At 64.5% G+C, this 21868-nt stretch carries 17 protein-coding genes; 12 read left to right on the forward strand and 5 right to left on the reverse strand.

From position 1 onward, the window contains the following. Positions 1–137 precede the first annotated feature (137 nt). On the forward strand, positions 138–2501 hold the full coding sequence (locus DBR47_RS10665; protein ID WP_124449744.1) for a YCF48-related protein: 2364 nt from the start codon (positions 138–140) through the stop codon (positions 2499–2501). Positions 2502–2596: 95 nt separating this feature from the next. Here the strand turns inward: DBR47_RS10665 and DBR47_RS10670 are convergent, their stop codons facing one another. Continuing rightward, positions 2597–3166, reverse strand: a complete 570-nt coding sequence (locus DBR47_RS10670; protein ID WP_124449746.1) for a hypothetical protein — start codon at positions 3164–3166, stop codon at positions 2597–2599. 106 nt (positions 3167–3272) lie between these two features. On the opposite strand from DBR47_RS10670, the gene DBR47_RS10675 reads away from it, so the two are divergent. Further along, positions 3273–4139, forward strand: coding sequence for an alpha/beta hydrolase (locus DBR47_RS10675; protein WP_197046991.1), 867 nt, complete (start codon positions 3273–3275; stop codon positions 4137–4139). Position 4140: 1 nt separating this feature from the next. Here the strand turns inward: DBR47_RS10675 and DBR47_RS10680 are convergent, their stop codons facing one another. Beyond that, entirely contained in the window at positions 4141–4521 is a 381-nt protein-coding gene (locus tag DBR47_RS10680) for a hypothetical protein (RefSeq protein WP_124449749.1), read from the reverse strand. A gap of 99 nt (positions 4522–4620) precedes the next feature. Further along, positions 4621–5022, reverse strand: a complete 402-nt coding sequence (locus DBR47_RS10685; RefSeq protein ID WP_124449751.1) for a TraR/DksA C4-type zinc finger protein — start codon at positions 5020–5022, stop codon at positions 4621–4623. A gap of 154 nt (positions 5023–5176) precedes the next feature. On the opposite strand from DBR47_RS10685, the gene queA reads away from it, so the two are divergent. The 6 genes from queA (at position 5177) to DBR47_RS10715 (ending at position 12887) form a co-directional block, all read left to right on the forward strand. Next, complete coding sequence (gene queA, locus DBR47_RS10690) at positions 5177–6238, forward strand: tRNA preQ1(34) S-adenosylmethionine ribosyltransferase-isomerase QueA (RefSeq protein WP_124449753.1); 1062 nt, start codon at positions 5177–5179, stop codon at positions 6236–6238. A gap of 100 nt (positions 6239–6338) precedes the next feature. Next, the gene (locus DBR47_RS10695) at positions 6339–8105 is read left to right on the forward strand and encodes a bifunctional diguanylate cyclase/phosphodiesterase (protein WP_197046992.1); all 1767 of its coding nucleotides are present in this window, start codon (positions 6339–6341) and stop codon (positions 8103–8105) included. Between the two features lie 33 nt (positions 8106–8138). Beyond that, entirely contained in the window at positions 8139–9326 is a 1188-nt protein-coding gene (locus DBR47_RS10700) for an amino acid aminotransferase (RefSeq protein ID WP_124449757.1), read from the forward strand. A gap of 26 nt (positions 9327–9352) precedes the next feature. Beyond that, positions 9353–10276 carry a carboxylesterase gene (locus DBR47_RS10705; RefSeq protein WP_124449759.1) on the forward strand — a complete coding sequence of 308 codons (924 nt, stop codon included), beginning with the start codon at positions 9353–9355 and terminating at the stop codon, positions 10274–10276. 108 nt (positions 10277–10384) lie between these two features. Continuing rightward, entirely contained in the window at positions 10385–11635 is a 1251-nt protein-coding gene (locus tag DBR47_RS10710; RefSeq protein ID WP_124449761.1) for a D-amino acid dehydrogenase, read from the forward strand. A gap of 4 nt (positions 11636–11639) precedes the next feature. Then, a complete protein-coding gene (locus DBR47_RS10715; protein ID WP_124449763.1) occupies positions 11640–12887 on the forward strand; it encodes a hypothetical protein in 1248 nt (415 codons plus the stop codon). 67 nt (positions 12888–12954) lie between these two features. On the opposite strand, the gene DBR47_RS10720 is transcribed toward DBR47_RS10715, so the two are convergent. Beyond that, on the reverse strand, positions 12955–13257 hold the full coding sequence (locus DBR47_RS10720) for a hypothetical protein (RefSeq protein ID WP_124449766.1): 303 nt from the start codon (positions 13255–13257) through the stop codon (positions 12955–12957). Between the two features lie 414 nt (positions 13258–13671). Here DBR47_RS10720 and DBR47_RS10725 point away from each other — a divergent pair, with 414 nt between their 5' ends. After that, positions 13672–14421: a DUF6345 domain-containing protein gene (locus DBR47_RS10725; RefSeq protein ID WP_124449768.1), complete on the forward strand. Its 750-nt coding sequence runs from the start codon at positions 13672–13674 to the stop codon at positions 14419–14421. A 3-nt stretch (positions 14422–14424) separates the two neighbouring features. Then, complete coding sequence (locus DBR47_RS10730; RefSeq protein ID WP_124449770.1) at positions 14425–15384, forward strand: hypothetical protein; 960 nt, start codon at positions 14425–14427, stop codon at positions 15382–15384. A gap of 72 nt (positions 15385–15456) precedes the next feature. On the opposite strand, the gene DBR47_RS10735 is transcribed toward DBR47_RS10730, so the two are convergent. Further along, on the reverse strand, positions 15457–18267 hold the full coding sequence (locus DBR47_RS10735; protein ID WP_124449772.1) for a TonB-dependent receptor: 2811 nt from the start codon (positions 18265–18267) through the stop codon (positions 15457–15459). 266 nt (positions 18268–18533) lie between these two features. On the opposite strand from DBR47_RS10735, the gene dacB reads away from it, so the two are divergent. Further along, positions 18534–20012, forward strand: a complete 1479-nt coding sequence (gene dacB / locus DBR47_RS10740) for a D-alanyl-D-alanine carboxypeptidase/D-alanyl-D-alanine-endopeptidase (protein WP_197046993.1) — start codon at positions 18534–18536, stop codon at positions 20010–20012. Positions 20013–20068: 56 nt separating this feature from the next. Further along, positions 20069–21865 carry a DUF885 family protein gene (locus DBR47_RS10745; protein ID WP_124449776.1) on the forward strand — a complete coding sequence of 599 codons (1797 nt, stop codon included), beginning with the start codon at positions 20069–20071 and terminating at the stop codon, positions 21863–21865. Positions 21866–21868 lie beyond the last annotated feature (3 nt).

Here is a 21868-nt window from a genome sequence, read left to right on the forward strand (position 1 = left end):
CATTCTGCCGTGCGGCCCGGGCAGTATTCACAAGGCCAGGCCGGAATCGCCCGCAGCCTGCCTAGAATCCGCGCCTGCTCGGCGCTGCCGCCTTCGATCGCGCGCCGTCACCCAATGAAAAACACAAGGGCTAGGGAATGAAATACGCAAGAACGGCCGCGGCCGCATCGACCTTGATCGCCAGCATGATGCTGGCCGCCTGCGGAGGCGGCGGTGACGACGCTCCCGCGCCCCCACCGGCCGTGACGCCGACCACCATCCCCGCCGATCTCAGCATCAAGGCAGCAGCCGTTGCCGATGTGGGCAGCCCCGCGACTTTTGACAGCAGCGCCTCGGCCCTCAGCGGCCTGAGCTTTGCTTGGAACTTTGGTGACGGCAAGACCAGCACCGAGGCCTCGCCCAAGCATGACTACGCCCAGGTGGGCGACTACGAGGTCAGGCTCAAGGTCAGCAACGCGGCCGGTTCTTTCAAGGAGCTGAGCTGGCGCGTTAGCGTCAACAACCGCAGCCATGTGCGTGGCCTCAATTGCAGCGACGCGGCCGACTCCGGCTGGTGCTGGCAGCAGCCACGCCCCAGCGGCAATGCGCTCAACGATGTCTTCTTCCTCGACGCCCTGACTGGCTGGCGGGTGGGCGACAGCGGCGAAATCCTCAAGACCGTGGACGGCGGCAAAAGCTGGCTGCGGCAGAACAGCGGCTTGCGCACGCCTTTGACGAGCGTGAAGTTCCTGGACGCCAAGAACGGTTGGGCCCAAGGTAGCCAGGGTGCTTTGCTGAAGACGGTGGATGGTGGCGCGAACTGGGTGCAGCAGGGCAGTTCGACGGATCAGGCCGATGGGGCCAGGCTGCATCTCGTGCAGCCCAATACGGTGCTGCTGGTGGGGGGCTATAACGGCGTGCGGGTCAGCACCGATGGTGGCGCCAGCTGGGCGAACAACACCATGACGGTGAGCGATGTGGGCCCCGATGGCAGCCTTTGGAATCTGAGCTATTACGGCTTGAGCCGCTCCACCGACCAAGGCAAGACCGCGACCGAGGTGTTGAGGCTGGACGGCAGTTATTCGCCGCGCCTGAGCTTTTTGGACGACACGGGTCGGGCCCTGCTTGTGAGCAACTGGAGTGGCAGCTATGACTACATCAACTACCAGTGGCGTTACACCCTGACGCTGCAGCGCAGCCTGGACGGTGGCAACAGCTGGGAGCGTTTTGAAGCCCTGGGCCTGTCGGGCCAAGAAACGGGCAATGTCAGCTTTGCCGACAAAGATCAGGGATTGATGATCTTGGGCGACAAGGTCTATCGCAGCGTCGATGGCGGTCGCAACTGGCAGGCCCTGGCCAATGAGCCGCAGGGCAGTACCCGCAACAAGATTCTTGCCAAGAACACGATTTTGCGAGCCATCGAGGTGAGCGGCCAGAAGCTGCGCTTCAGCCTGAGTGAAGATGCCGGCCAGAGCTGGGCTGCGATCAGCTTGCCCGGATTGCTCAGTGGTTATGAGCTGGACTATCTGGAGCTGCGCAAGCAGGCGCCTGGCGTGTGGACGCAGCGCCGCAGCGACGGCTCGCAAAGTCTGAGTACCGACGGCATGGCCAACTGGCAGGTGCTGAATGACAGCGCGGCCGCCGCCTCGCGTGCCCTGCGCGCCAGCTGGTTCTTCGACGCCAAACGCGGCCAGGCCTTGAATGCCGCCGGCGAGTTGCTTGAAACCAGCGATGGCGGTCTGCAATGGAGCGTCAAGCTCAAGGGTTTGCAGACCAGCGGTTCTACGCAGCAGCGCTTCCAGTTCATCAATGCCAGCAAGGGTTGGCTCTTGAACGGCGATGGCAAGGTCTATCGGACACTGGATGGCGGTGCCAGCTGGTCAACGCCCTTGCAGAGCTCGTCGCCGATTCTGGCCTTTCAATTTGTCGATGAGAACAATGGCTTTGCCTTGGCCTATGCCAGCAATCAGGTCAACGCCTATTTGTCTGGCACGGTCGTGCTGGCGACCACCGATGGGGGTTTGAGCTGGACCCAGCGCGCTGCCGATAGCACGATCAGGTATGCCACCAAGCTGGCCTTTAGCAATGCCAAGCAAGGTCTCTTGGTCGGTTCGGCCGGGCGTATCTTCAGTACCGAAGATGGCGGCCAGACTTGGACCCCGCGTTTCAGCGGCAGTTCGCAGAACCTGACGGCCGTGCGCTTCACTCCCTCCGGCGAGGCCTGGGTGACCGGCGATAGCGGTGCGCTGCTGCAGTCCACGGACGGCGGCAAGACTTGGGTTAACAATCTGCCCGCCTCCACGCAGGCGCTGCGCGATGTGTTCTTCCTGGACGCCAAGCTGGGCTGGGCCGTGGGCGACCAGGGGGCGGTGTTAAGCACCACCGACGGCGGCAAGTCCTGGCGCCAGCAGTTCAGCGGCAGCAAGGACACGCTCAATCAAGTGCTCTTCGTTGACGCACGCACGGGTTGGATCTCGGGCGCGGGCGGCAGCTTGCTGGCCACCGGCACCGGCGGCAACTGAGGGTGAGGGGCTCGTTAACGCCGAGTCCTGTCCAAAATGAGAAAGGCCGGTCCATGCGTGGACCGGCCTTTTTTCGTGATCGGAGCGCCGAGGGTTTAGCGCAACTCGTGCGAGAACTGCAGCATCAAGCCCGCGTCACCCAGGGCATGAATGGTGACCGAGTTCTTGGGTGTGAATTCCCAGCCCAGGGAGATCAGGGCGCCGGGCGAGAAGCCGTTGTAATTGAAGGGCACCTTGTCCTTGAACTCGCCGCGGTAGCCATAGAGCAGGCCGGCCGACCATTGGGCGAAGACGTTTTGCGGGGCGTAGCCGAACACGCCGGGATAGCGCTTGCCCACATAGAGGTAGCCGCTGGGCTGACCAAAGGAGTTGCTGAAATAGGAGCCGCCGACCAACCAGTTGCTCTCGTCCCATTGCTTCTCAGCGCCAATGGCCCAGACGCGCCGGTGCTCCGGGCTGGGATGAAAGTGCAGGGTGTAGGGCGAAGCCAGCACGCGCCAGTGCGAAGGACCGCCGAAGCGGGGCGTTTCGCTGGCATCATCCTCGGCATGCACCAGGCCCGGCGCCAGCGCGCAGAGCAGGGCACACAAGGGGGCGACCAGAATCTTGGACGGGCTGGGCAAAGAAAATGCCCCAGAGGGCATGGACAGCAAAGGAACTTTCATGGCGCGCATTATTGCCGCAGCAAATGTCGGCGAGAGATTTGATTCGAGCGGACCTGTGACTTGTTGCGTCGATCGAACTCAGGCCCTGGGTCGACGAAGCCTGCTGATGGCCGGGGCAAGTCTGGGCCTGAGCGCTTTGTCCGGCTGTGCCTGGCTGAGTGCCAAGGAGCGCGAGGCCGTGTTGCGACCCTCGCCCGGGCGCCCGGCGGCCTTTGCCCAAGAGGGTGCCGGCTTGCGGCCGGGCGATCAGCGCTATGTCTTGCGGGTCAAGGGCGAGCAGGGCCGCGAGGAAGCACTGGCCCTTTGGTACCTGCCCCAGGCCGACCCCGCCGCGCCAACCCTGCTCTATCTGCACGGCACTTTGCGCAATCTCTACGAGAACCTGCCCAAGATCGACGCCTTGCGCGAGGCCGGTTTTGCCATCGTGGCGGTGGACTACCGCGGCTGGGGCGATAGCGAGCCCATCATCCCCTCCGAGGCCACCATTGCGGCCGACAGCCGGACGGCTTTTGCCGAGCTGGTCAAGCATCAGCCCGATCCGCGCAAACGAGTGATTTTTGGCCACTCCATGGGTGGCTCGGCGGCCGTGACCCTGGCCAGCGGCCTGCACCGCGGGCAGGACTACGGGGCGCTGATTTTGGAGTCCACCTTCACCCGCATGCCCGATGTGGCGCGCGAGGCCGGCACCATTGGCCGGGTGGCCGCGGCCGTGACCAGCTTGGAGTTTGATTCCATCGGCAAGATAGGCCGGGTGGATGCACCCATCCTGATGCTGCACGGCAGCGCGGACAAGACCGTGCCCGTGGTCCTGGGCCGCCGCTTGCGCGATGCTGCCAATAAAGCCGCCGACGCGGCGGGCAACCCCGGTGTGCGCTGGGTCGAGTTCCCCGAAGGTTCACACAGCGGCCTGCACCGGGAGTCGCCCGATCTGTATCAGGCGGCGCTGAAGAGTCTGATCTCGACCCTGAAATGATTTACATCGGCGAGGGCGTGCCGGCCATGCGGTCGTACTTCAGAAAGTATTTGCGCGCAAAGGCGATCAGCTGATTGTCGGTGGGGTGATCCACCGTTTCGTAAGCCACGATCTGCTTGGCGGCAGCCGCGCGGTGCTTCTCGACGTAATGCTTGAAGTCGGCCTGCGCGGTGCTGGAGCCCACGATCAGCACCTCGGTGATGCCATTCAGCGCGTCCACCACCTCGCCAAAGAATTCATGCTCGGTGCGCACCGCGCTGGCGCGTTGCTTGGTGTGATGGCTGTGCGCCTTGATCTTCTCGGCCTGCACATGCTCTGCGTCGAACTGCAAGACCTTGGCCTGTTGGTGATCGAGCCAGACGACGGCGTGGAAAGTGCTCATGGAATAAGTTCTCCTGGGTTTGTTGGTGGATGGAAGACAAAGAAGCCATGACGGCGCGGCAAAGCCAGCGTCAAGAAGGCACGAAATGGGGCACGGAACTCAAAGGCTGCGGCTGGCCAGGCTGGCACCGGAGCGCTGTTCCAGCGCCGTTTGGCAGGCAATGCAGCGCAGCACGGCCGGGCTGTGGGCCAGGCGTTCAAAGGCGATGGGGGCTTCGCAGTCGCTGCACAGTCCGTAGTCCGGGCCGCGCAGGCGCTGCAAGGCTTCGTTGACCTGGCGCAGTGCCTCCAGGTTTTGGTCGCTGCGAGCCAGATCGACCTCGCGATCGGCATCGTGGCCGCGGTCACCCTCGGTGTCTTGCAGCAATTGCTCGCGGGCGTGGACGGCACGTTCCTCGCCGCCCAATTGGCTTTGCAGCGCCTGCTCCAGGGCCGCTTGCTGGCTCAGTAACAAGCCTTCCAGCTGCGCTCTTTGCGCGATGTTCAGAGTCGATGGTGCCATGGGAAGCCTCCCTTTCTGATGCGATCTGCTCGCTTCTTGCTTGTCTTGATGCTCGCACCGCTGCGGGCCCCGGCGCTTGACGCCGATCAAAAGGAGTGGGCATGGGAAAATGCGCTTTTTTCATTGGTACGGGTCTGTCCGGCCCTCAACTCCCATGTCCGCAAGCCCCGCAGCGGCTGACCGTCACTACACGGTCAGCGATTTCGATTTCTTCCTTCCCCCAGAGCTGATCGCTCAACACCCTGCCGCCGAGCGCAGCGCCTCCCGCCTGCTGGATGGCCGCTCCCAGCCCCCGGTCGACCGCGTGTTCCGCGAGCTGCCCGATCTGCTGGAACCCGGCGATCTGCTGATCTTCAACAACACCCGCGTCATCAAGGCGCGGCTGTATGGCCAAAAGGCCACGGGTGGTTCGGTGGAAGGCTTGATCGAGCGGGTCCTGCCCGGCACGCACGAGGTCTGGGCCCATCTGCGCGCCAGCAAATCGCCAAAGCCCGGCAGCTGGGTGCGCTTCAACAATGCGTTTGACGCCGAGGTGCTGGGCCGCTGCGGGCCGGACGCTGGCATGTTCCATCTGCGCTTCCCCAGCGAGCCCTTTGCCCTGCTGGAGCAGCACGGCCATGTGCCCTTGCCGCCCTATATCGAGCATGCGGACGAGGCCGACGATGTGCGCCGTTACCAGACCGTGTTCGCCCGCGAACCCGGCGCCGTGGCCGCGCCCACGGCGGCCCTGCATTTCGACGAGGCCTTGCTGGAGCGACTGGCCGCGCGTGGCATCAGCACGGCGCATGTGACCCTGCATGTGGGCGCCGGCACCTTCCAGCCGGTGCGGGTCGAGGCCTTGAGCGAGCACAAGATGCACAGCGAGTGGTTCGAGGTGCCGGCCGAGACGGTGGCGGCCGTGGCCGCCTGCCGTGCCCGCGGTGGCCGCGTCATCGCGGTGGGCACCACCACCTTGCGCGCATTGGAATCAGCTGCTTTGCCTGGCGAGCTGCAAGCCGGCGCACGTGAAACCGCCATCTTCATCACGCCGGGCTTTCAGTTCCGCGTGGTGGACGTGCTGGTCACCAACTTCCACCTGCCCAAGAGCACCTTGATGATGCTGGTCAGCGCCTTTGCGGGCTATGAGTCCATCATGGCGCTGTACGACCACGCCATCGCCGCGCAGTACCGCTTCTTCAGCTATGGCGATGCCATGCTTTTGCAGCGCCGGACCTAATGCCTAAAGCCTAAGGCCCGAGGTCATCTGTCATCTAAGCCCCCTTTTGACGGGCTTTTCGAGCCTCCAAAGGGCTCGGAGCTGACCTAATATGGCAGGCATGATGCCGCCCCTGACTTCGCTGAACTGGGTGCGCCTGCGTCAGCTGGCCTTCTGCGTCGGCCTGGGCCTGGTCACGCATACCTTGTGGCACCACCCCTCGGCTTGGATGCGTGGCCTTTACCTGCTTTACCCGGCCGCTATGCTGCTTGCGCTGTGGGGGCGCCGGCTACTGTGGCGGCGCGCTGGGGCCTTGCTGGCCTCGGCCCTGCTGGTGGGCGGTGCTTTGCTAAGCCCGCTGGGCATCGAGGTCATTGAGGAAAGCTTCATCCTCTGCCCGCTGCTGCTGATCCTGTTGTTCCCGGGCTCTTTGTGGCCGATTCCTTTTTCCGTCTGCCTGCTGCTGCCCTACTACCTGGGCCTGGAGGCGGGGGATCTGGAGGGCTTTATCGAGGATGCCGTCGAGCTGCTGCTGATCACCAGCTTCGCCGCCAGCATGGCCTTGTTTCAGCAGCGCACCCAGCGTCAGGCCGAGGCTTACCGTAAAGACAGCCTGACCGACTATCTGACGGCGCTGGAAAACCGCCCCGCCTTCTCGGCCGCCCTGCGCGAGCTGGATGCGGGGCCGGCTGTGGAGCGCGCCCGCTATGCCCTGCTGATGCTGGATATGGACGACTTCAAGCGTGTCAACGACGTGCTCGGCCATCTCTATGGCGACAAGCTCTTGCGTCAATTCGCCGATCGACTGCGCGGCTTGTCCGGCGTGCGCAGTTTTCGTCTCGGTGGCGATGAGTTTGCAGTGCTGCTGCTGGCCCAGGAGGATGCGCGGGCCGAGTCCGAACAGCTTGCCCGTCGGGTGCTGGCCAAGACTCAACGTGCCTATGAATTCGAGGGGCGAGCCTTTCAGGTCTCGGTCAGCGTGGGCATTGCCCTGGCCGATGGCTTGGGCTCGCCCAGCGAGGACTTGAGCCGCTATGCCGATCTGGCCCTGTATGCCGCCAAATCCGCGGGAAAAAACAGTTACGCCTTCTTCACGCACGAGCTGCTGCGGGCCCGCACCGAGCGTGACTTTATGGAACAGGAGCTGCGCCAAGCCATCGCGCGCGACCAGCTGCACCTGCTCTACCAGCCCAAGGTGGAGCTGGCCGGCGGGCGCATCGTGGGCGTGGAGGCCTTGCTGCGCTGGCAGCACCCTTCGCTAGGCCTGGTCTCGCCGGCCCGCTTTATCCCGCTGGCCGAGGAGAGCCGGGCGATTGTGGAGATCGGCCGCTGGGTTTTGAATGAGGCTTGTGCAGAGGCGGTGCGCTGGCAGGCGCAGGGCTATGCGCTTGACTTGTCGGTCAATGTGTCGGCGGTACAGCTGGCGCATGACGATGTGGTGGCCGCTGTCGGCCAGGCCCTGCAGCTCAGCGGCCTGGCCGCCGAGCGTTTGGAGCTGGAGATCACCGAAACCAGCATGATGAGCGAGCTGGGCGAGGTGCTGCCCATCTTGCACGAGCTGCGTGGGCGCGGCGTCAAGATCGCCCTGGACGATTTCGGCGTGGCTTTCTCTTCGCTGAACCAGCTCAGCCGCCTGCCGCTGGACACGCTCAAGATCGACAAGGCCTTTGTCGATCAATGCGTGCTGACCCACCGCGACCACATGATTGTGCGCACCGTCTTGCAGCTGGGTCGCAATCTGGCACTGCGGGTGGTGGCCGAAGGCATTGAAAGCTCGGCCCAGGCGCAGCTCTTGCACGACGAGGGCTGCGCACAGGCACAGGGCTTTTTGTTCGCCCCGCCGCTCACACCCGAGGCCTTGTTGGCCCGTTTGCGCCAGCAGAGATAATGCATTGATTCATTGGCCCGGAGTCTCACCACCATGTTCAAGCACGTTGACGCCTACGCTGGCGATCCCATCCTGAGCCTTAACGAGGCTTTCCAGAAAGACCCACGCGCAGGCAAGATCAATCTGTCCATCGGCATCTATTTCGACGACGACGGCCGCATCCCCATGCTGGACTCGGTGCGCCGTGCCGAACTGGCCGTGGTGGCCGAGGCCGGTGCCCGCCCTTATCTGCCCATGGAAGGCGCGGCCAATTTCCGCGCCGCCGTGCAAGGCCTGCTCTTCGGTGAGAACAACCCCGTGCGCCAGCGCACCGTGACGATCCAGAGCGTGGGCTCCAGCGGTGGCCTCAAGGTGGGTGCCGATTTCATCAAGCGTTACTTCCCCGAGAGCGCCATCTACGTCTCCGACCCGACCTGGGACAACCACCGCGCGGTGTTTGAAGGTTCTGGCATCGAGGTCAAGACCTATCCTTATTACGACCCCGTCACCGGCGGCGTGCGCTTTGCCGACATGCTGGCTGCGATTGAGGCCCTGCCGCCCAAGAGCGTGGTGCTGCTGCATGCTTGCTGCCACAACCCGACCGGCGTGGACCTCACGCCCATGCAGTGGGACGAGCTGATCCCGGTCTTGAAGGCGCGTGAGTTGCTGCCCTTTCTGGACCTGGCCTACCAAGGCTATGGTGAGGGTATCGAGGAAGACGCCTTTGCCATCCGCGCCATGGCCGAGGCCGGCCTGCCCTTCTTCGTCGCCAACAGCTTCTCCAAGAGCATGAGCTTGTACGGCGAGCGTTGCGGCGCTTTAAGCGTGGTCTGCCCCGACGCGGCCCAAGCCGTCAATGTGCTGGGTCAGCTGAAGTTCCTGATCCGCCGCAATTACTCCAACCCGCCTCTGCACGGCGGCCAGATCGTCGCCCGCGTGCTGAGCGACCCGGAGCTGCGCAGCCTGTGGGAAGGCGAGGTGAGCGAGATGCGCGAGCGCATCCACGCCATGCGCAATGCCTTGTACGAGGTGCTGAGCGCCAAGCTGCCGGGCCGTAATTTCGACTACTTCCTGACCCAGCGCGGCATGTTCAGCTACACCGGTCTGAGCGCCGCTCAGGTCGACCGCCTGAAGGACGAGTTCGGCGTCTACCTGGTGCGCTCGGGCCGTATGTGCGTGGCCGGTCTGAACAACAAGAATGTGGAAGCAACGGCCGCCGCCATGGCCGCCGTCCTGGCCTGAGCCCGGCCTTGCGCTGAAGCCCCGGCATGTCCCGTCATGCCGATTTGGCCGACCAGCTGCCCAAGCGATTGGACCAGCTGGACGATTACTTTGCCGCTCAGGAAGCCCGGCTGGGTGATGTGCGGCCGGGTACCGAGAAGCTGATCGTTTGGGGCCCCAGCGGTCCCGACGGCCACAAGCGGCGCGCCCCCTGGGCCGTTGTCTATCTGCACGGCTTCACCGCCACCCGCCAGGAGCTGGCCCCGGTGCCCGAGCTGGTGGCCCAAGGCCTGGGCGGGCATTTGTTCTACACCCGCCTGAGCGGCCACGGCCGCCCCGGCGAGGCCATGGAGCGCATGAAGCTGTCCCAGTGGAAGGCCGATGCGTTGGAAGCTCTGGCCGTGGGCCGCATGCTGGGTGAGCGGGTGTTGGTGATAGGCATGTCCACCGGCGCCACCCTGGCCGCCTGGGCGGCACAGAAAAAAGCCGGACGCGAGGTGGCGGCCTGGATCATGGTCTCGCCCAACTTCAGCCCCAAAGATCCTTTGGCCCCCTTGCTGAACTGGCCGATTGGCCGCTGGTTGGTGCGCAAGGTGCACGGCCCGCAGATGGGCTTACCGGCCAGGGACGAGTTGCGCGCCCGGGTCTGGACCTCGCCCCACCCGACGGCGGCGCTCTTCCCCATGATGGCCTTGGTGGCGCAGGTGCGTGCCAGCCGGCTGGAGAGCATCACGGCGCCCCTGCAAATCCTTTACTCCCCACGCGACACGGTCATCGATGTGAAAGCCGTGCGCGCCGCCTTCGCCCGCTTTGGCAGCCACAGCAAGCAGCTGGTGGAGGTGAACTACAGCGAAAGCCCGGGCCAACATGTTTTGGGCGGCGCGATTGAAGCGCCGCTGGCCAGCGCACCGCTGGCGGCCGAGATGCTGGCCTTTGTGCAGGGCCTGTCGGCGCAGGCTCACAGCTCATAGGGCGGGGTTATAGCCGCCGCGTGCGCTTTCATTGGCGGGATGGGTTCGGCCTCCTTACCCTCGGCGAGGTGACAAACAAGGGGCGCGGTCTCGCCGCCCGAGGGATCGATGAAGCACTGTGTGGTGATAGGCGGCGGCGTGGTGGGTTTGACCACGGCCTGGGCCTTGCTGGAGCGCGGCCATGCCGTCAGCTTGGTGGAGCGCGAGGCCGGCGTCGGCCTGGGGGCCAGCCATGCCAATGGGGGGCAGCTGAGCTACCGCTACGTCTCGCCCCTGGCCGACGAGGGCGTGCCCTTCAAGGCCTTGCGCTGGTTGCTGGATGCCGACGGCCCGCTGCGTTTCAAGCCCGAGTTCAGCCGCCATCAATGGGCTTGGTTGCTGGCTTTTTTGCGAGCCTGCCGGGGCCCGGTCAATCGCCGAATGACCGCCCGCTTGCTGGCCTTGGGGGCTTTCAGCCAGGCCTCGTTTGCCCAGATGCAGCAAGCCGCACGTCTGGATCTGGCGCATTTGCGCGCCCCGGGCAAGCTGGTCGTCTACCGCAAAGCGGCCGAGTTCCGCCGCGTCGCGGCTCGCCTGCAGGGCATGGCCGGCGGGCTGGAGCAAGCGCTCTCGCACGCCGAATGCCTGAGCCTGGAGCCGGCCCTGGCGGACAGCCAAGCTGTTCTGGCCGGCGGCATCTTCACCCCCGGCGAGGCGGTGGCCGACTGCTATTTGCTCTGCGAAACCCTGGCCCAGCGCTTGCGCGCGCATGCCAATTTCCGCGGCTTTGTCCATGCCCGGGCGCTAGGCTTGCGTCAGGGCGGCGGCCGAGCCCAGGCTTTGCTGAGCAGCCAGGGCGAGATCGTGGCCGACGAGTTTGTGCTGGCCGCCGGCCTGCACAGCCGTGAGCTGGCCCGCGGCGTTGGCCTGCATCTGCCGCTCTACCCGCTCAAGGGCTATAGCTTGACGGCCCCCATCGCCGCCCAGCACCGCCCGCCCGAGCTCAGCGTGACCGATTTCGAGAAGAAAGTGGTGTACGCCCGCATCGGCGATCAGATGCGGGTGGCGGCCATGGTCGACCTGGTGGGCGATGACCCCCGCATCGCGCCCGCTCGTATTGCTTCCCTGCGCCGCCATGTGCAGGCCACTTTTCCCCACTCGGCCGACTACACCCAAGCCAGCGAATGGGCCGGCCTGCGCCCGGCCACGCCCAGCGGCGCGCCGATTCTGGGCGCCACGGCCCTGCGCAATCTCTGGCTCAATGTGGGTCATGGTGCCCTGGGCTTTACCTTCTCCTTCGGCACGGCCAATATCCTGGCCGAGCTGGTCTCCGGCCGCCCCAGCCCCATCGCCTTGGACGGTTTTGAGCTGAGGCAATGAAGTGATGAGCAGCCAGCCCGCCCTGAATCCCCTGAGCCTGGCCCAGGCCCTGCTAGACGCCGTGAGGGCCCAGCGCTTTGAGCTGACGCCCGATGCCTTGCAAGGCGGCGCGCCGGTGGGCCTGCACCCCAGCATCGACTTGGCGGTGGCGGCCTTCCCCGCCGGGGCGGACCCGGTGTTCGCCAATGTGCTGTTTTCGCGCGAGCACCCGCGTGGCCTGGTGGCGCAGATGGATGGTCAGGCCGGGCCGGTGCGCAATATCCGCTATTTGGCGGATGTGCAGGATGCGCAGGGAAACTCCATCGCCTGGCTGCCGGGCAGTGATTGGTCGGATATTCTCTGGCGCCCTGTGACTGGCGAGGGCGGGGCGCAGATGCAGCGCTTTGTCTCCCCTTATCCGGCCTCTTTGTTGAAACTGATGATTTTGGTCAGCCTGGGTGTTTTGGTGGATGCCGGCCGAACGGACTGGGAGTTTCCACTGGGCCAAGCCGCCCGCCCTTTGGCAGATTGGGCCTTTGATATGACGGCCAGCAGCAGCAATGAGGCAACCACGGTTTTGGTAGCGCATTTGCACGCTCTGGGTGCAATTCGCCGTGAAGGCGGGGTAGAGGTCCACAACGAGTTGCATGAGTTATTTGAAAACCTCGGCCTCAGCACTTTGCGGCTTGCAAATACCCGCGCTGATGGCGGCTGGGGCAATGCGGCGGGTTCCGGCGTCGGCCATATTCAAATGACGGCCTGGGACAGTTTGCGTCTGCTCTGGTGGTTGGATCCGCAGGCGCCACCACCACCGTGGCTGAATCTTGCTCAAGCACCAAGCTTGAGTGATCGCAGTCGCTGCATGATTTTGCATGCCTTGCGAGAACAAGGTTTGCACGAGGTATTGTCTAGCGGGCTCTTGGCGGGTTTGCCGGGCTGGGTGGCGGGTATTCCTGCACGCTTGCCCGCGCGCTGGATAAACCCTGGGGCTGGCGCGGCCAAGGTGGGCGATCAATATTTTCCAGGTGATTTAGCAGCCGCAAACAGGCGGGCCGAATTATTGTTTAGCCATAAAACAGGCAATACCCAAAACTACAGCGCCGACGCCGGCATGGTGCTGGGGATTCCACCGGCCCGGCGCCATTATCTGATCGCCATGATCAGCAATTTAGGCAGTCGTTATGCCGCCGACCCGCGCGCGGCCACCACCTGGCGCCTGCCCGCCTTGGGTGGCGCAATTGATGCATTTCTGCGCCAGCATCTTGAAGCCTGAGTCAATCGCCGGGTTTCGCAGACTCGTCGCGGAGGCGATGATTTCAATCAATTAGTGATGTTGCCTTTCATATTCCAGACATGAAATATTTGCCGCGCGAAAGATGGCCGTCTGGATTTCCTGTGGCGCTGAGCTTTGGCATGGCAAACCAGGGAAGAGCGCATGTGTTTGAAATTGGCAGGCCAAGGGCCTGTTCGCTTTCCTGACAGATGAAGCCTTGCGCAAGCTTTGCTGATCTGGGCGGCTCTTGAAGAGCCGCTCGATGGTGAGCAAGCTCGATCTCCCGCCAAGAAGGGGCCAGCGTCTGTTTCTGGATCGCACGCTCATCCATAAAAAAATTCAGCGTTAAATTGAGAGTGGGCGCAAACATTGCAAGAGGAATCTCTGAAGTTTCGTGCCTGAAAGGCCGTTAAGCCCCTGATTCCGTCCAGTTTTGTTGGTGTGCGCTCACTGGTGCTTGCCTGCGCCAAAGCCGCTAGGCCGCGTGGCTCTCCCACGTTTCCGCTTTGACAGAGCGAGTTCGTCGCCAAATCGCCAAAGCCCTCCATCAGGGATGTGGAGATGAATCATTTCATTTCAAAAGATGGCTTCACCTCGGCTAGTGAATTTCGGTGATTTGTTCGCAAGAAACCCAGGTAAAACAAGCCTCCCCCTAGAAACCGCAGGCTCCGCAAACTTGACGATGGAGTGTCCTGCCGCTGGCCGCTAAGGTTTAGACAAGGGCTTGTGATCACCCCGGGTGAGCATCCCCTGTTTTGATTCTTTGAACCGGCAAGGAGGCTTTATGGCCAGTTTTGGTATTGACGGCATTCGCTACTTCAATCACGCCAGAGCAGCGGGCGTGAGCACGGCGAGCGACCTCAGCTACACCTTCAATCGCTGCAATGGTTTCGACGCGAAATTGCGCAGCGCGGGTCATGCCCGTAATTTCTACTGGGCCAACACCGATTGTTGGGAGACCGATATCCGCGATAGCGATCGTGGCGGCGACGATGTGCATTACGTCGACAACGTGGATATCTTTTGGATAGAAACCCACGGTGGCCATGAATCGAATGGCCAGGCGCGTATGTTGTTTGATGCGCAGCAAACCGCTTGGCGCACTTACTCAGGCAGCTGGCAATTGGGCGAGAACTGGAATGCCGAGTGGATCATGGCCTATTCCTGCGATACGGTGGATCGCGGCAATGTGGCAGGCCTTTGGAATATCTTCGCCGGCCTGCACATTTATTGTGGCGCTTGGGATAATATGTACGACGGCATCACCACCGATGAATGCGGCGAGGATGTGGGTGACAACCTGATCCACGGCCATACCGTTTGCCATGCCTGGCATGACGGGGTTTCGGACTGGTGGGTGGACAACCACCCCATCACGGTTTGCGTGGGTGATTCGGCCACCTGGAATAACGGCAATATCCAGTGGGGGCGGAGTTATTTGAATCGCGATCATTTATGGGGCCACGGCAATGTGGACCCCGATTTGCCGCCCAGCCGGCAGGCTTGCATTCTCTTTATGTGGACGGAGGGCTGAATCATGGATACCCACGCATCGTTGATGGAATCGTTAGCCTCCTCGCAGAAAGAGCCGCCGACCGAGGTCAATGTTTTCGAGTTGGGCCGGCCCTCGGTGGAGGACTTGCAACGCCGCCTGCGCAAATGGCTGCGTCTGGGCGGCGAGGTCTGTGAGAAGAGTTTTGACCGGGGTGAATGGACCCGCTATGAAGACCATACCCTGGTGCGCCTGCCCCAGGGCGCCCAGGCCTTGATGTACCACGCCTCGGGCGCCTTCAAGCTCAGCAGCGGGCGCGCGCCCATGGAGGCCTTGTTCAAGGAAATGGAGCCGGCCGCCAAGCTGACCGAGCGGGCCGAGGCCTTGGTCAAAAGCCTGGGTGTGCAGGACAGTTTGGGCCGGGGTGAGAGCCTGAGCTTCGAGCGTCTGTGGCAAACCAAGGCGGCCGCCCAGGACCGCGAGGGCAAGGCAGTGGAGCCGGTGCTGTGCCGGGCGATCGGCGCTTTTCGCCACCATGTGGAGGGCATTCCGGTGCTGGGCCCGGCCTCGCTGGCGGTGCAAATGGCTGCAGGCGGCGCCTTGGATTCTCTGTCGGTGCTGATGCGGGGCCCGGCGCCCGAGGCCATGGAGTCGGCCAAGGTGGTGCACCCCGAGCGCGCCGCTCGCGCCCTGGTGCAGCAGCTGGCTGGGCAATTGGATCTGGCGGCGAGCACGGCGGCTTACACCCGCAAGCCCACGAACGAGATCAAGATCGAATGCCCGGGCGGCATGCTGTTCGGCTACCTCAGCCTGCCCAAGCGCAAGGCCCAGCGCTTGCTGGCGCCGGTCTATATCGCCATGTTTCAGCTGGATCATGGGCAGGAGAAACAGGCCATGGTCTTGGCGGTTTCGGCCACCGAAAAAAGCTATCTGAACTTGAACGCCCCCGGCAGCGAGAGCCTGGTGAGTGCCAGCAGCAAGACGGCGGCGCGTCGATGCTGTTGATCCGCCCTGCATAAAGGGCAAAAGAAAAGGGCAGACCCTCGGGGTCTGCCCTTTGACGCTGTGAGCTGCGGATTACTTGAACTCGTAGCGCAGCGACAGGGTGAACGTGCGACCAAAGGGGTCGGCCACGCGCGGGTCCCAACCGGCGCCCACCACATCGTCCACATCGTGGTGGGTGAAGGGCGGTTGCTTGTCGAAGAGGTTGCGCAGACCCAGGGTCAGCTTGGTGTTCTTGAAGCCGCTGTAGCTGCCGTAGAGGCCGAAGATGGCGTAGCTGTCCACATTCTTGTTGGCGGTGGCGGGCTGCGTGCCCTTGGCCGACATGTCCTGATCCACATAGCCGGACTTGTAGGTGCCGGTGAAGGTGCTGGCCCAGTCGCCGCGGCTCCAGTTCAGGCTGGCGGTGAACTTGTTGCGCAGATAGATGGTGCGGGTGCCGAACTGGCCCACGTACTCCACCAGGGGCAGGGTCTCGATGGCCCGTTCCTGGTGGCTGATCATATAAGTGCCATTGATGTCCGCACGCCATTTGCCCAGCTCGGTGTTGAGCAGGTAGCTGGCGCCCCAGTCCACCCCCCTGGTCGAGCTGCCCGCGGCATTGATCCAGCCGGCGTTGACCTGTGTCACATTGCCGTTGGCGTCGCGCACAAAGCGCTCGGGGAAGAGGCTGTAGTTGTTCAGCACATCGTTGATGGTGAGCTTGCGAATGCGGTCATCCAGATCGACGCGCCAGTAGTCGGCGCTGAACGTGAGGTCCTTCAGCGGGGAGAACACCAAACCAATCGTGCCCTGCTTGGACTTCTCGGGCGTCAGATTGGGGTTGCCGCTGTCGGTGTAGTCCAGGCCGATGATGTCGCACTGGGTCGGATCGCTGGGGCAGCGGGTGGGGTCCGACCATTTGCCTGTGTAGTCGCGCGGGGCCACATTGGGGCTCAGCTGCTGGAAGCTGGGAGCCTTGAAGCCGGTGTTCACCGAGCCGCGCAGCAGCAGCGATTCGGTCGGCAGATAACGGAAGGCCACCTTGGGATTGGTGCTGCCGCCAAAGTCGCTGTAGCGGTCGTGGCGCAAGGCCAGTTGCAGGTCAAAGCCCTTGAAGACCGGCACGGCCAGCTCGGCGTACAAGGCCTTCACATCGCGGCTGACCTTGGGCACGGCGGAGTTGCCCGGGCACAGCAAGACATCGGTGGCGACCGTGGTTGCCAGGGAGGAGACGCAGGTGAAGCCGCCCTCGCTCATGGCAAATTCATAGGTCTCGCGGCGCAGATCGAAGCCGGTGGCGAACTCCACCATGCCCGCCGGCAGCTTGAACAACTCGCCCGACAGGGCGCCGTCAAACTGCGTCAGGCCGGTCTTGCCGCCCATCAGCTCGCCCCGCGCCTTGGTGGATTCGATCAAGGCCATGGCCTCGGCCGACTGCTGCTCGCCCGGCTTGAGCCAGGGGTTGATCTTGCCGGTCTTGAGTGCCTCGTTGAGCTTGGCGGCGTAGGCATAGCCATCGATCAGCTCTGACTTGCCCTCGGCCTTGGCGCTGGACAGGCCCAGCTTGTAGGAGTACTTGCCCAGCTCGCCGTCCAGGCCGACCAGCAGGCGCTGGTTGTCGGAGATGTTGTTGATCACCCGGTTGCCAAAGTCCTGCATGCGCCAGCGGTAGGAAATGGGCTTGCTCGGGTCGAAATCGTTGACGCCGTAGTTCTTCAGGTTCAGATAGTAGGGGCCGTTCACCGGGTAGAAGTTGCCGGCCGCCGCCGTGGTGCTGAACTGCGAGGGCGTCAGTTCGGCGCGCACCTCGGTGCGCGAGCCGGTGAACTCAACAAAGGCCGTGTGGTTCTCGCTCAGCGCAAACGAGGCGCGGGCGACCAGATTCTTGGCCTCCAGTGGCGGGGCCAGCATGTATTGCGAGCCGTAGTCGGTGTTGCAGAGATAGCGGCCGCTGGCCTGCGAGGTGTTCCAGAGCTGGGGCTGGAACTGCACCCCAGCTTCCACATCGCCGCACTTGCCCTGGATGCTCAGCAGATTGATGCGGGTGTACTTGGTCGTGTCGCCGCTGCTGCCCACGGTGGAGCCGGCCGAGCCCAGGGCCGTGCCCGCGCCGTTAAGAATATTGGCAAAGGGCGAGCTGGAGGAATTGGGCGACAGGCCCAGCTCCGGCTGGAAACCATTGGCCCAGCTGCGATCGCTGCCGCGCAAGATCTCGTTCTTGTCCAGCGTGGCGCTGATCAGCACATTGAAGCGGTCCTTGCCCAGGTCGCCGAAGCCGCCGGTGATGGCCGCACGCCGGGTCGTGCCACCGCCATCGGCCAGGGGCTTGGTGAAGTCCACGCCCAGGTTCAGGCCCTGCATATTCTTCTTGAGGATGAAGTTGATCACCCCGCCGATGGCATCGGTGCCGTAGATGGCGGAGGCGCCGTCCTTCAAGATCTCCACCCGGTCCAGGGCCGCCATGGGGATGGCGTTGAGGTCGACCGCGCCGCCACTCATGCCGTGGGTGGAGACGCGGCGGCCGTTCAAGAGCACCAAGGTGCTGCCAGCGCCCAGGCCGCGCAGATTGGCATTGCTGGAGCCGCCGGTGAGCCGGTCGGTGTCGGCGCCAAAGACATTGTTGTTGGAGGTCGCGTTGTCGGCGCCGGCCGCGTTGATGCCCAGCTGGCTGAGCATTTGTTCGGCGGTCTGAATGCCTTGGCGGCTGAGCTCATCGGCCGTGATCACCTGCACCGGCAAGGCTCCCTCGTCCTTGAGTCGTTTGATGCTGGAGCCCGTCACCTCCACCCGTTCGATCTTGGTCGCCGGAGGGGCGGCCTGAGCCTGGGCCAGGGAGGCGGCCAGAGCCAGCTGGGCAAACAGCCCGGTCAGGGCCAGACCCTGGGCGAGGGGGGACAACTTCATCTGCAAGGGCACGATCTTCTCCTTGGGGTGGACGCGGGGGGCGCGGCAATGAGGCCGATGATGGCGGCAAGCCGCGGCCGCCCGCACTAGGGCGGCACCGTAGTTGTTGCGTCAAGCGCAATGAATGCTTGTCGCTCTCGCATAACCTGCGGTGATGCGCGGGTCTGTGAAACCTGCAATTGGGCGCTATGCGCAAAGTGATGCAGCAGCGGCCCCAATCCCGCGCTGGCCCTAAAGTGCGGGCTTGCCTTCCAGCCCCGACCGATATGCACGCCCCAGCCTCTCAACGCCCCCGCGCTCTGCCGCTGCTCACCCGCTGTGCCGGTTTGCTCCTCGCTCTGGGCCTGAGTGCCTGTGCCCAGCTCGGCCCCAGGACGAGCTTGCCACCCGAGCTGAGCAGCGCCCTGCAGCGGGTCAAGCTGCCCGAGCAGGCCCTGGGCCTGGTCGCCTTCCCCTTGGCGGACCGCAGCGCTGGCTGGCGGGTGCAGGCCGAGACGCCCATGCAGCCGGGCTCGGCCATGAAGCTGGTGACGGCCATCGTGGCCCTGGACCGCCTGGGCGCCAACTCACGCGGCCGCAGCGATCTGCTGGTGGACACGCCGCTGCAGGGCGATGTGCTGCCGGGTGCGCTTTATCTGCGCGGCGGCGCCGACACCGATCTGGACTGGGGCGCGCTGTGGCTGATGCTGCGCCAGCTGCGCGAGCAGGGTGTGCGCGAGATCCGCGGCGGCCTGGTGGTGGACCGCACGCTGTTTCGCCCGGCCCGGCCGGAGCTGAACGCGCCGCCCTTCGATGAAGCGCCCGAGTTCCCCTACAACGTCATCCCCGATGCCTTGATGCTGAACGGCGGCCTGCTCAGCTACGAGCTCAGCCGCGAGGGCAGCGGCCCTGTGCATGTGCGCGCCAGCCCGGCCTGGCCGGGCCTGCGCTTCGACACCCAGGCCATGGGCTTGAACGACAAGGCCTGCAAGGACTGGGGGGATGACTGGCGGCCGCCCTTGGTGACGCCTCTTTCGGGCGGCGTTGAACAGTGGGTCCAGCTGCAAGGCAGCTTCCCGCGCGACTGCCGCCAAACCCAGGCCCTGAACCTGCTCGACCGCCAGTGGCTGACCGAGCAAGCCCTGCGCCAGATCTGGCAGGAGCTGGGCGGCACGCTCAGCGGGCCAAGCGTGGAGGCCGCCACCCCGGCGGGCGCCCGTGTCGTGGCCAGCCATCTGGGCCGGCCCCTGGCCGAGGTGATGCGGGGCGCGATGAAGCGCTCCGACAATGCCCTGACCCGCCTGGTCTTTCTGAAGCTGGGCAGCACGGTGGCCGGGCCCGAGGAAGAAACCCAGGCCGCCGCCGCACGCCTGGTGCAGCGCTGGTTCGCCGAGAAAGGCCTGGACGCCCAAGGCCTGGTGATGGACAACGGCTCCGGCCTCTCGCGCTCGGAGCGCATCAAGCCCGCCCAGCTGGCCGATCTGCTGGCCCTGGCCTGGGAGGGGCGCCAAGCCCCCGAGCTGCTGGACAGCCTGCCCATAGCCGGGGTGGACGGCACCCTCAGCCGTCGTCTCAAAGGCGGCCCGGCCGAGGGGCGGGCGCGGCTCAAGACCGGCACCTTGCGCAATGTCGTGGCCCTGGCCGGCTATGTGCAAGACAGCCGCAACAAGCCCTGGGTGCTGGTGGCCATCATCAACGACGAGCAAGCCCCCGCCAAAGGCCGGCCGGTGCTGGACGCCGCGGTGGAGTGGATCAGCCGCCAGTAATTCATGGGCGATGATGGGGGCGTGCTGCTTCCCGTGTTCCGACTCGGAGTCTTGCCATGCTGCCCTTGCGAAGCCCTCGCCTCAGACCCTCGCTGCTTGTCGCGGCCCTGCCTTTGTTGTTGGTCACGCTGCTGAGCGCCGTGGCGCCGGCGCAGGCTGCGCCCAGTGCGCCCGAGACGGTCAAGGCCTTGCACGCTTTGTTCGAGGCCGATTGGCAAGCCCAGCTGGCCGCCAACCCCTTGTCCGCCAGCTATATCGGCGACACCCGCTACAACGCCCTCTGGCCCGACCTCAGCCCTGCCGCGCGGGCGCGCGAGCTGGCGGCTACCCGCGAAACACTGGCGCGCCTGGAGTCCTTTGCCGCGCAAGACCTGCCCGTCGCTGAGCAGCTCAATCTGCGCCTGTTCCGCCGCGACTTGCAGGACCGCCTGGCCGTCGCCCCCTTCCAGCCGCAAGCCTATGCGATGACGGCGCGCGAAGGCCCGCAGTCGGCCAATGAGTTGGCCGAAATCATGCCCTTCAACAGCGTGGCGGACTACGAGGTCTGGCTGCGGCGCATGGCCGGTCTGCCGGCCTATCTGAAGCAGTACGCGGCCCTGCTGGCCGAGGCCGCCAAGTCCGGCCGCACCCAGCCACGACTGCTGATGCAGCGGGTGCTGCCCCAGCTGGATCAGCAGCTGGTGGATGCACCCCAGGCCAGCCCCTTCTACAGCGCCTTTGCCAGAATGCCGGCGCAGATCCCGCCCGCCGAAGTGAGCCGTTTGCAGGCCCAGGCTCAGCGGCTGATCCAGCAAGACATCGTGCCGGCCTACCGCGAGTTCAGGCGCTTTTTCGAGACCGACTACCTGCCCGCCTGCCGCGAGACGGTGGGCATCTGGGACAGCCCCGATGGCGCGGCTTACTACCAAAACCGCATCGCCCAGCACACGACGACCACGCTGACGGCCGAGCAAATCCACCAGATCGGCCTGCAGGAGGTGGCCCGCATCCAGGGCGAGATGCAAGCCCTGATGCAGCGCCTGGGCTTTCAGGGCACGCGCGAGCAGTTCTTCGAGCAGCTGCGCCGTGACCCCAAGTTCTATCACCCCACGTCCGAGGCCTTGTTCGCCGCCTACGTCCAGGCGGCCAAGCGGATCGAGCCCGAACTGCCCCGCCTCTTCGGCAAGCTGCCACGCACGCCTTACGGGGTGCGCGCCATCCCGATGACCAGCGCGCCCAATACCACGGCGGCCTATTACAGCGGCCCCTCCAGCGATGGGCGGCGGGCCGGCTTTTACTACGTCAATCTCTACCGGCCCGAGATGCGGCCCATTTACGAGATCGAGGTCTTGACCACCCACGAGGCCGTGCCCGGCCACCACTTGCAAATCGCCTTGGCACAGGAGCAGGGCGAGCTGCCCGCCTTCCGCCGTTTTGCCGGCTACAACGCTTACATCGAAGGCTGGGCCCTGTATGCTGAGACCCTGGGCTTTGAACTGGGCCTCTACCGCGACCCCTACTCGCACTTCGGCCAGCTCACCTACGATATGTGGCGGGCCGTGCGCCTGGTGGTGGACACCGGCTTGCATGCCAAGCGCTGGACGCGCGAACAGGCGATTGATTACTTCCGCGCCAACGCCGCCAAGACCGAGGTGGACATCGTCAACGAGGTGGACCGCTACATCGGCTGGCCCGGCCAGGCCCTGGCTTACAAGATCGGCCAGCTGCGCATTCTGGCCTTGCGGGCCCAGGCCGAACAGAAGCTGGGCCAGCGCTTCGATATCCGCGCCTTTCACGACATGATTCTGGACGGCGGCGCCGTGCCGCTGGATGTGTTGGAGCAAAAGGTTCAGGCTTGGATCGCTGCGCAATGAAGT

This window comes from Paucibacter sp. KBW04, assembly GCF_003852425.1.
GTDB lineage: Bacteria > Pseudomonadota > Gammaproteobacteria > Burkholderiales > Burkholderiaceae_C > Paucibacter_A.

What these genes read in the sequence shown, in the direction of transcription:
- DBR47_RS10665 (WP_124449744.1), top strand. Translation starts at nt 138, where the DNA reads ATGAAATACGCAAGAACGGCCGCGGCCGCATCGACCTTGATCGCCAGC.
- DBR47_RS10670 (WP_124449746.1), bottom strand. Translation starts at nt 3,166, where the DNA reads ATGAAAGTTCCTTTGCTGTCCATGCCCTCTGGGGCATTTTCTTTGCCC.
- DBR47_RS10675 (WP_197046991.1), top strand. Translation starts at nt 3,273, where the DNA reads ATGGCCGGGGCAAGTCTGGGCCTGAGCGCTTTGTCCGGCTGTGCCTGG.
- DBR47_RS10680 (WP_124449749.1), bottom strand. Translation starts at nt 4,521, where the DNA reads ATGAGCACTTTCCACGCCGTCGTCTGGCTCGATCACCAACAGGCCAAG.
- DBR47_RS10685 (WP_124449751.1), bottom strand. Translation starts at nt 5,022, where the DNA reads ATGGCACCATCGACTCTGAACATCGCGCAAAGAGCGCAGCTGGAAGGC.
- queA (WP_124449753.1), top strand. Translation starts at nt 5,177, where the DNA reads ATGTCCGCAAGCCCCGCAGCGGCTGACCGTCACTACACGGTCAGCGAT.
- DBR47_RS10695 (WP_197046992.1), top strand. Translation starts at nt 6,339, where the DNA reads ATGATGCCGCCCCTGACTTCGCTGAACTGGGTGCGCCTGCGTCAGCTG.
- DBR47_RS10700 (WP_124449757.1), top strand. Translation starts at nt 8,139, where the DNA reads ATGTTCAAGCACGTTGACGCCTACGCTGGCGATCCCATCCTGAGCCTT.
- DBR47_RS10705 (WP_124449759.1), top strand. Translation starts at nt 9,353, where the DNA reads ATGTCCCGTCATGCCGATTTGGCCGACCAGCTGCCCAAGCGATTGGAC.
- DBR47_RS10710 (WP_124449761.1), top strand. Translation starts at nt 10,385, where the DNA reads ATGAAGCACTGTGTGGTGATAGGCGGCGGCGTGGTGGGTTTGACCACG.
- DBR47_RS10715 (WP_124449763.1), top strand. Translation starts at nt 11,640, where the DNA reads ATGAGCAGCCAGCCCGCCCTGAATCCCCTGAGCCTGGCCCAGGCCCTG.
- DBR47_RS10720 (WP_124449766.1), bottom strand. Translation starts at nt 13,257, where the DNA reads ATGTTTGCGCCCACTCTCAATTTAACGCTGAATTTTTTTATGGATGAG.
- DBR47_RS10725 (WP_124449768.1), top strand. Translation starts at nt 13,672, where the DNA reads ATGGCCAGTTTTGGTATTGACGGCATTCGCTACTTCAATCACGCCAGA.
- DBR47_RS10730 (WP_124449770.1), top strand. Translation starts at nt 14,425, where the DNA reads ATGGATACCCACGCATCGTTGATGGAATCGTTAGCCTCCTCGCAGAAA.
- DBR47_RS10735 (WP_124449772.1), bottom strand. Translation starts at nt 18,267, where the DNA reads ATGAAGTTGTCCCCCCTCGCCCAGGGTCTGGCCCTGACCGGGCTGTTT.
- dacB (WP_197046993.1), top strand. Translation starts at nt 18,534, where the DNA reads ATGCACGCCCCAGCCTCTCAACGCCCCCGCGCTCTGCCGCTGCTCACC.
- DBR47_RS10745 (WP_124449776.1), top strand. Translation starts at nt 20,069, where the DNA reads ATGCTGCCCTTGCGAAGCCCTCGCCTCAGACCCTCGCTGCTTGTCGCG.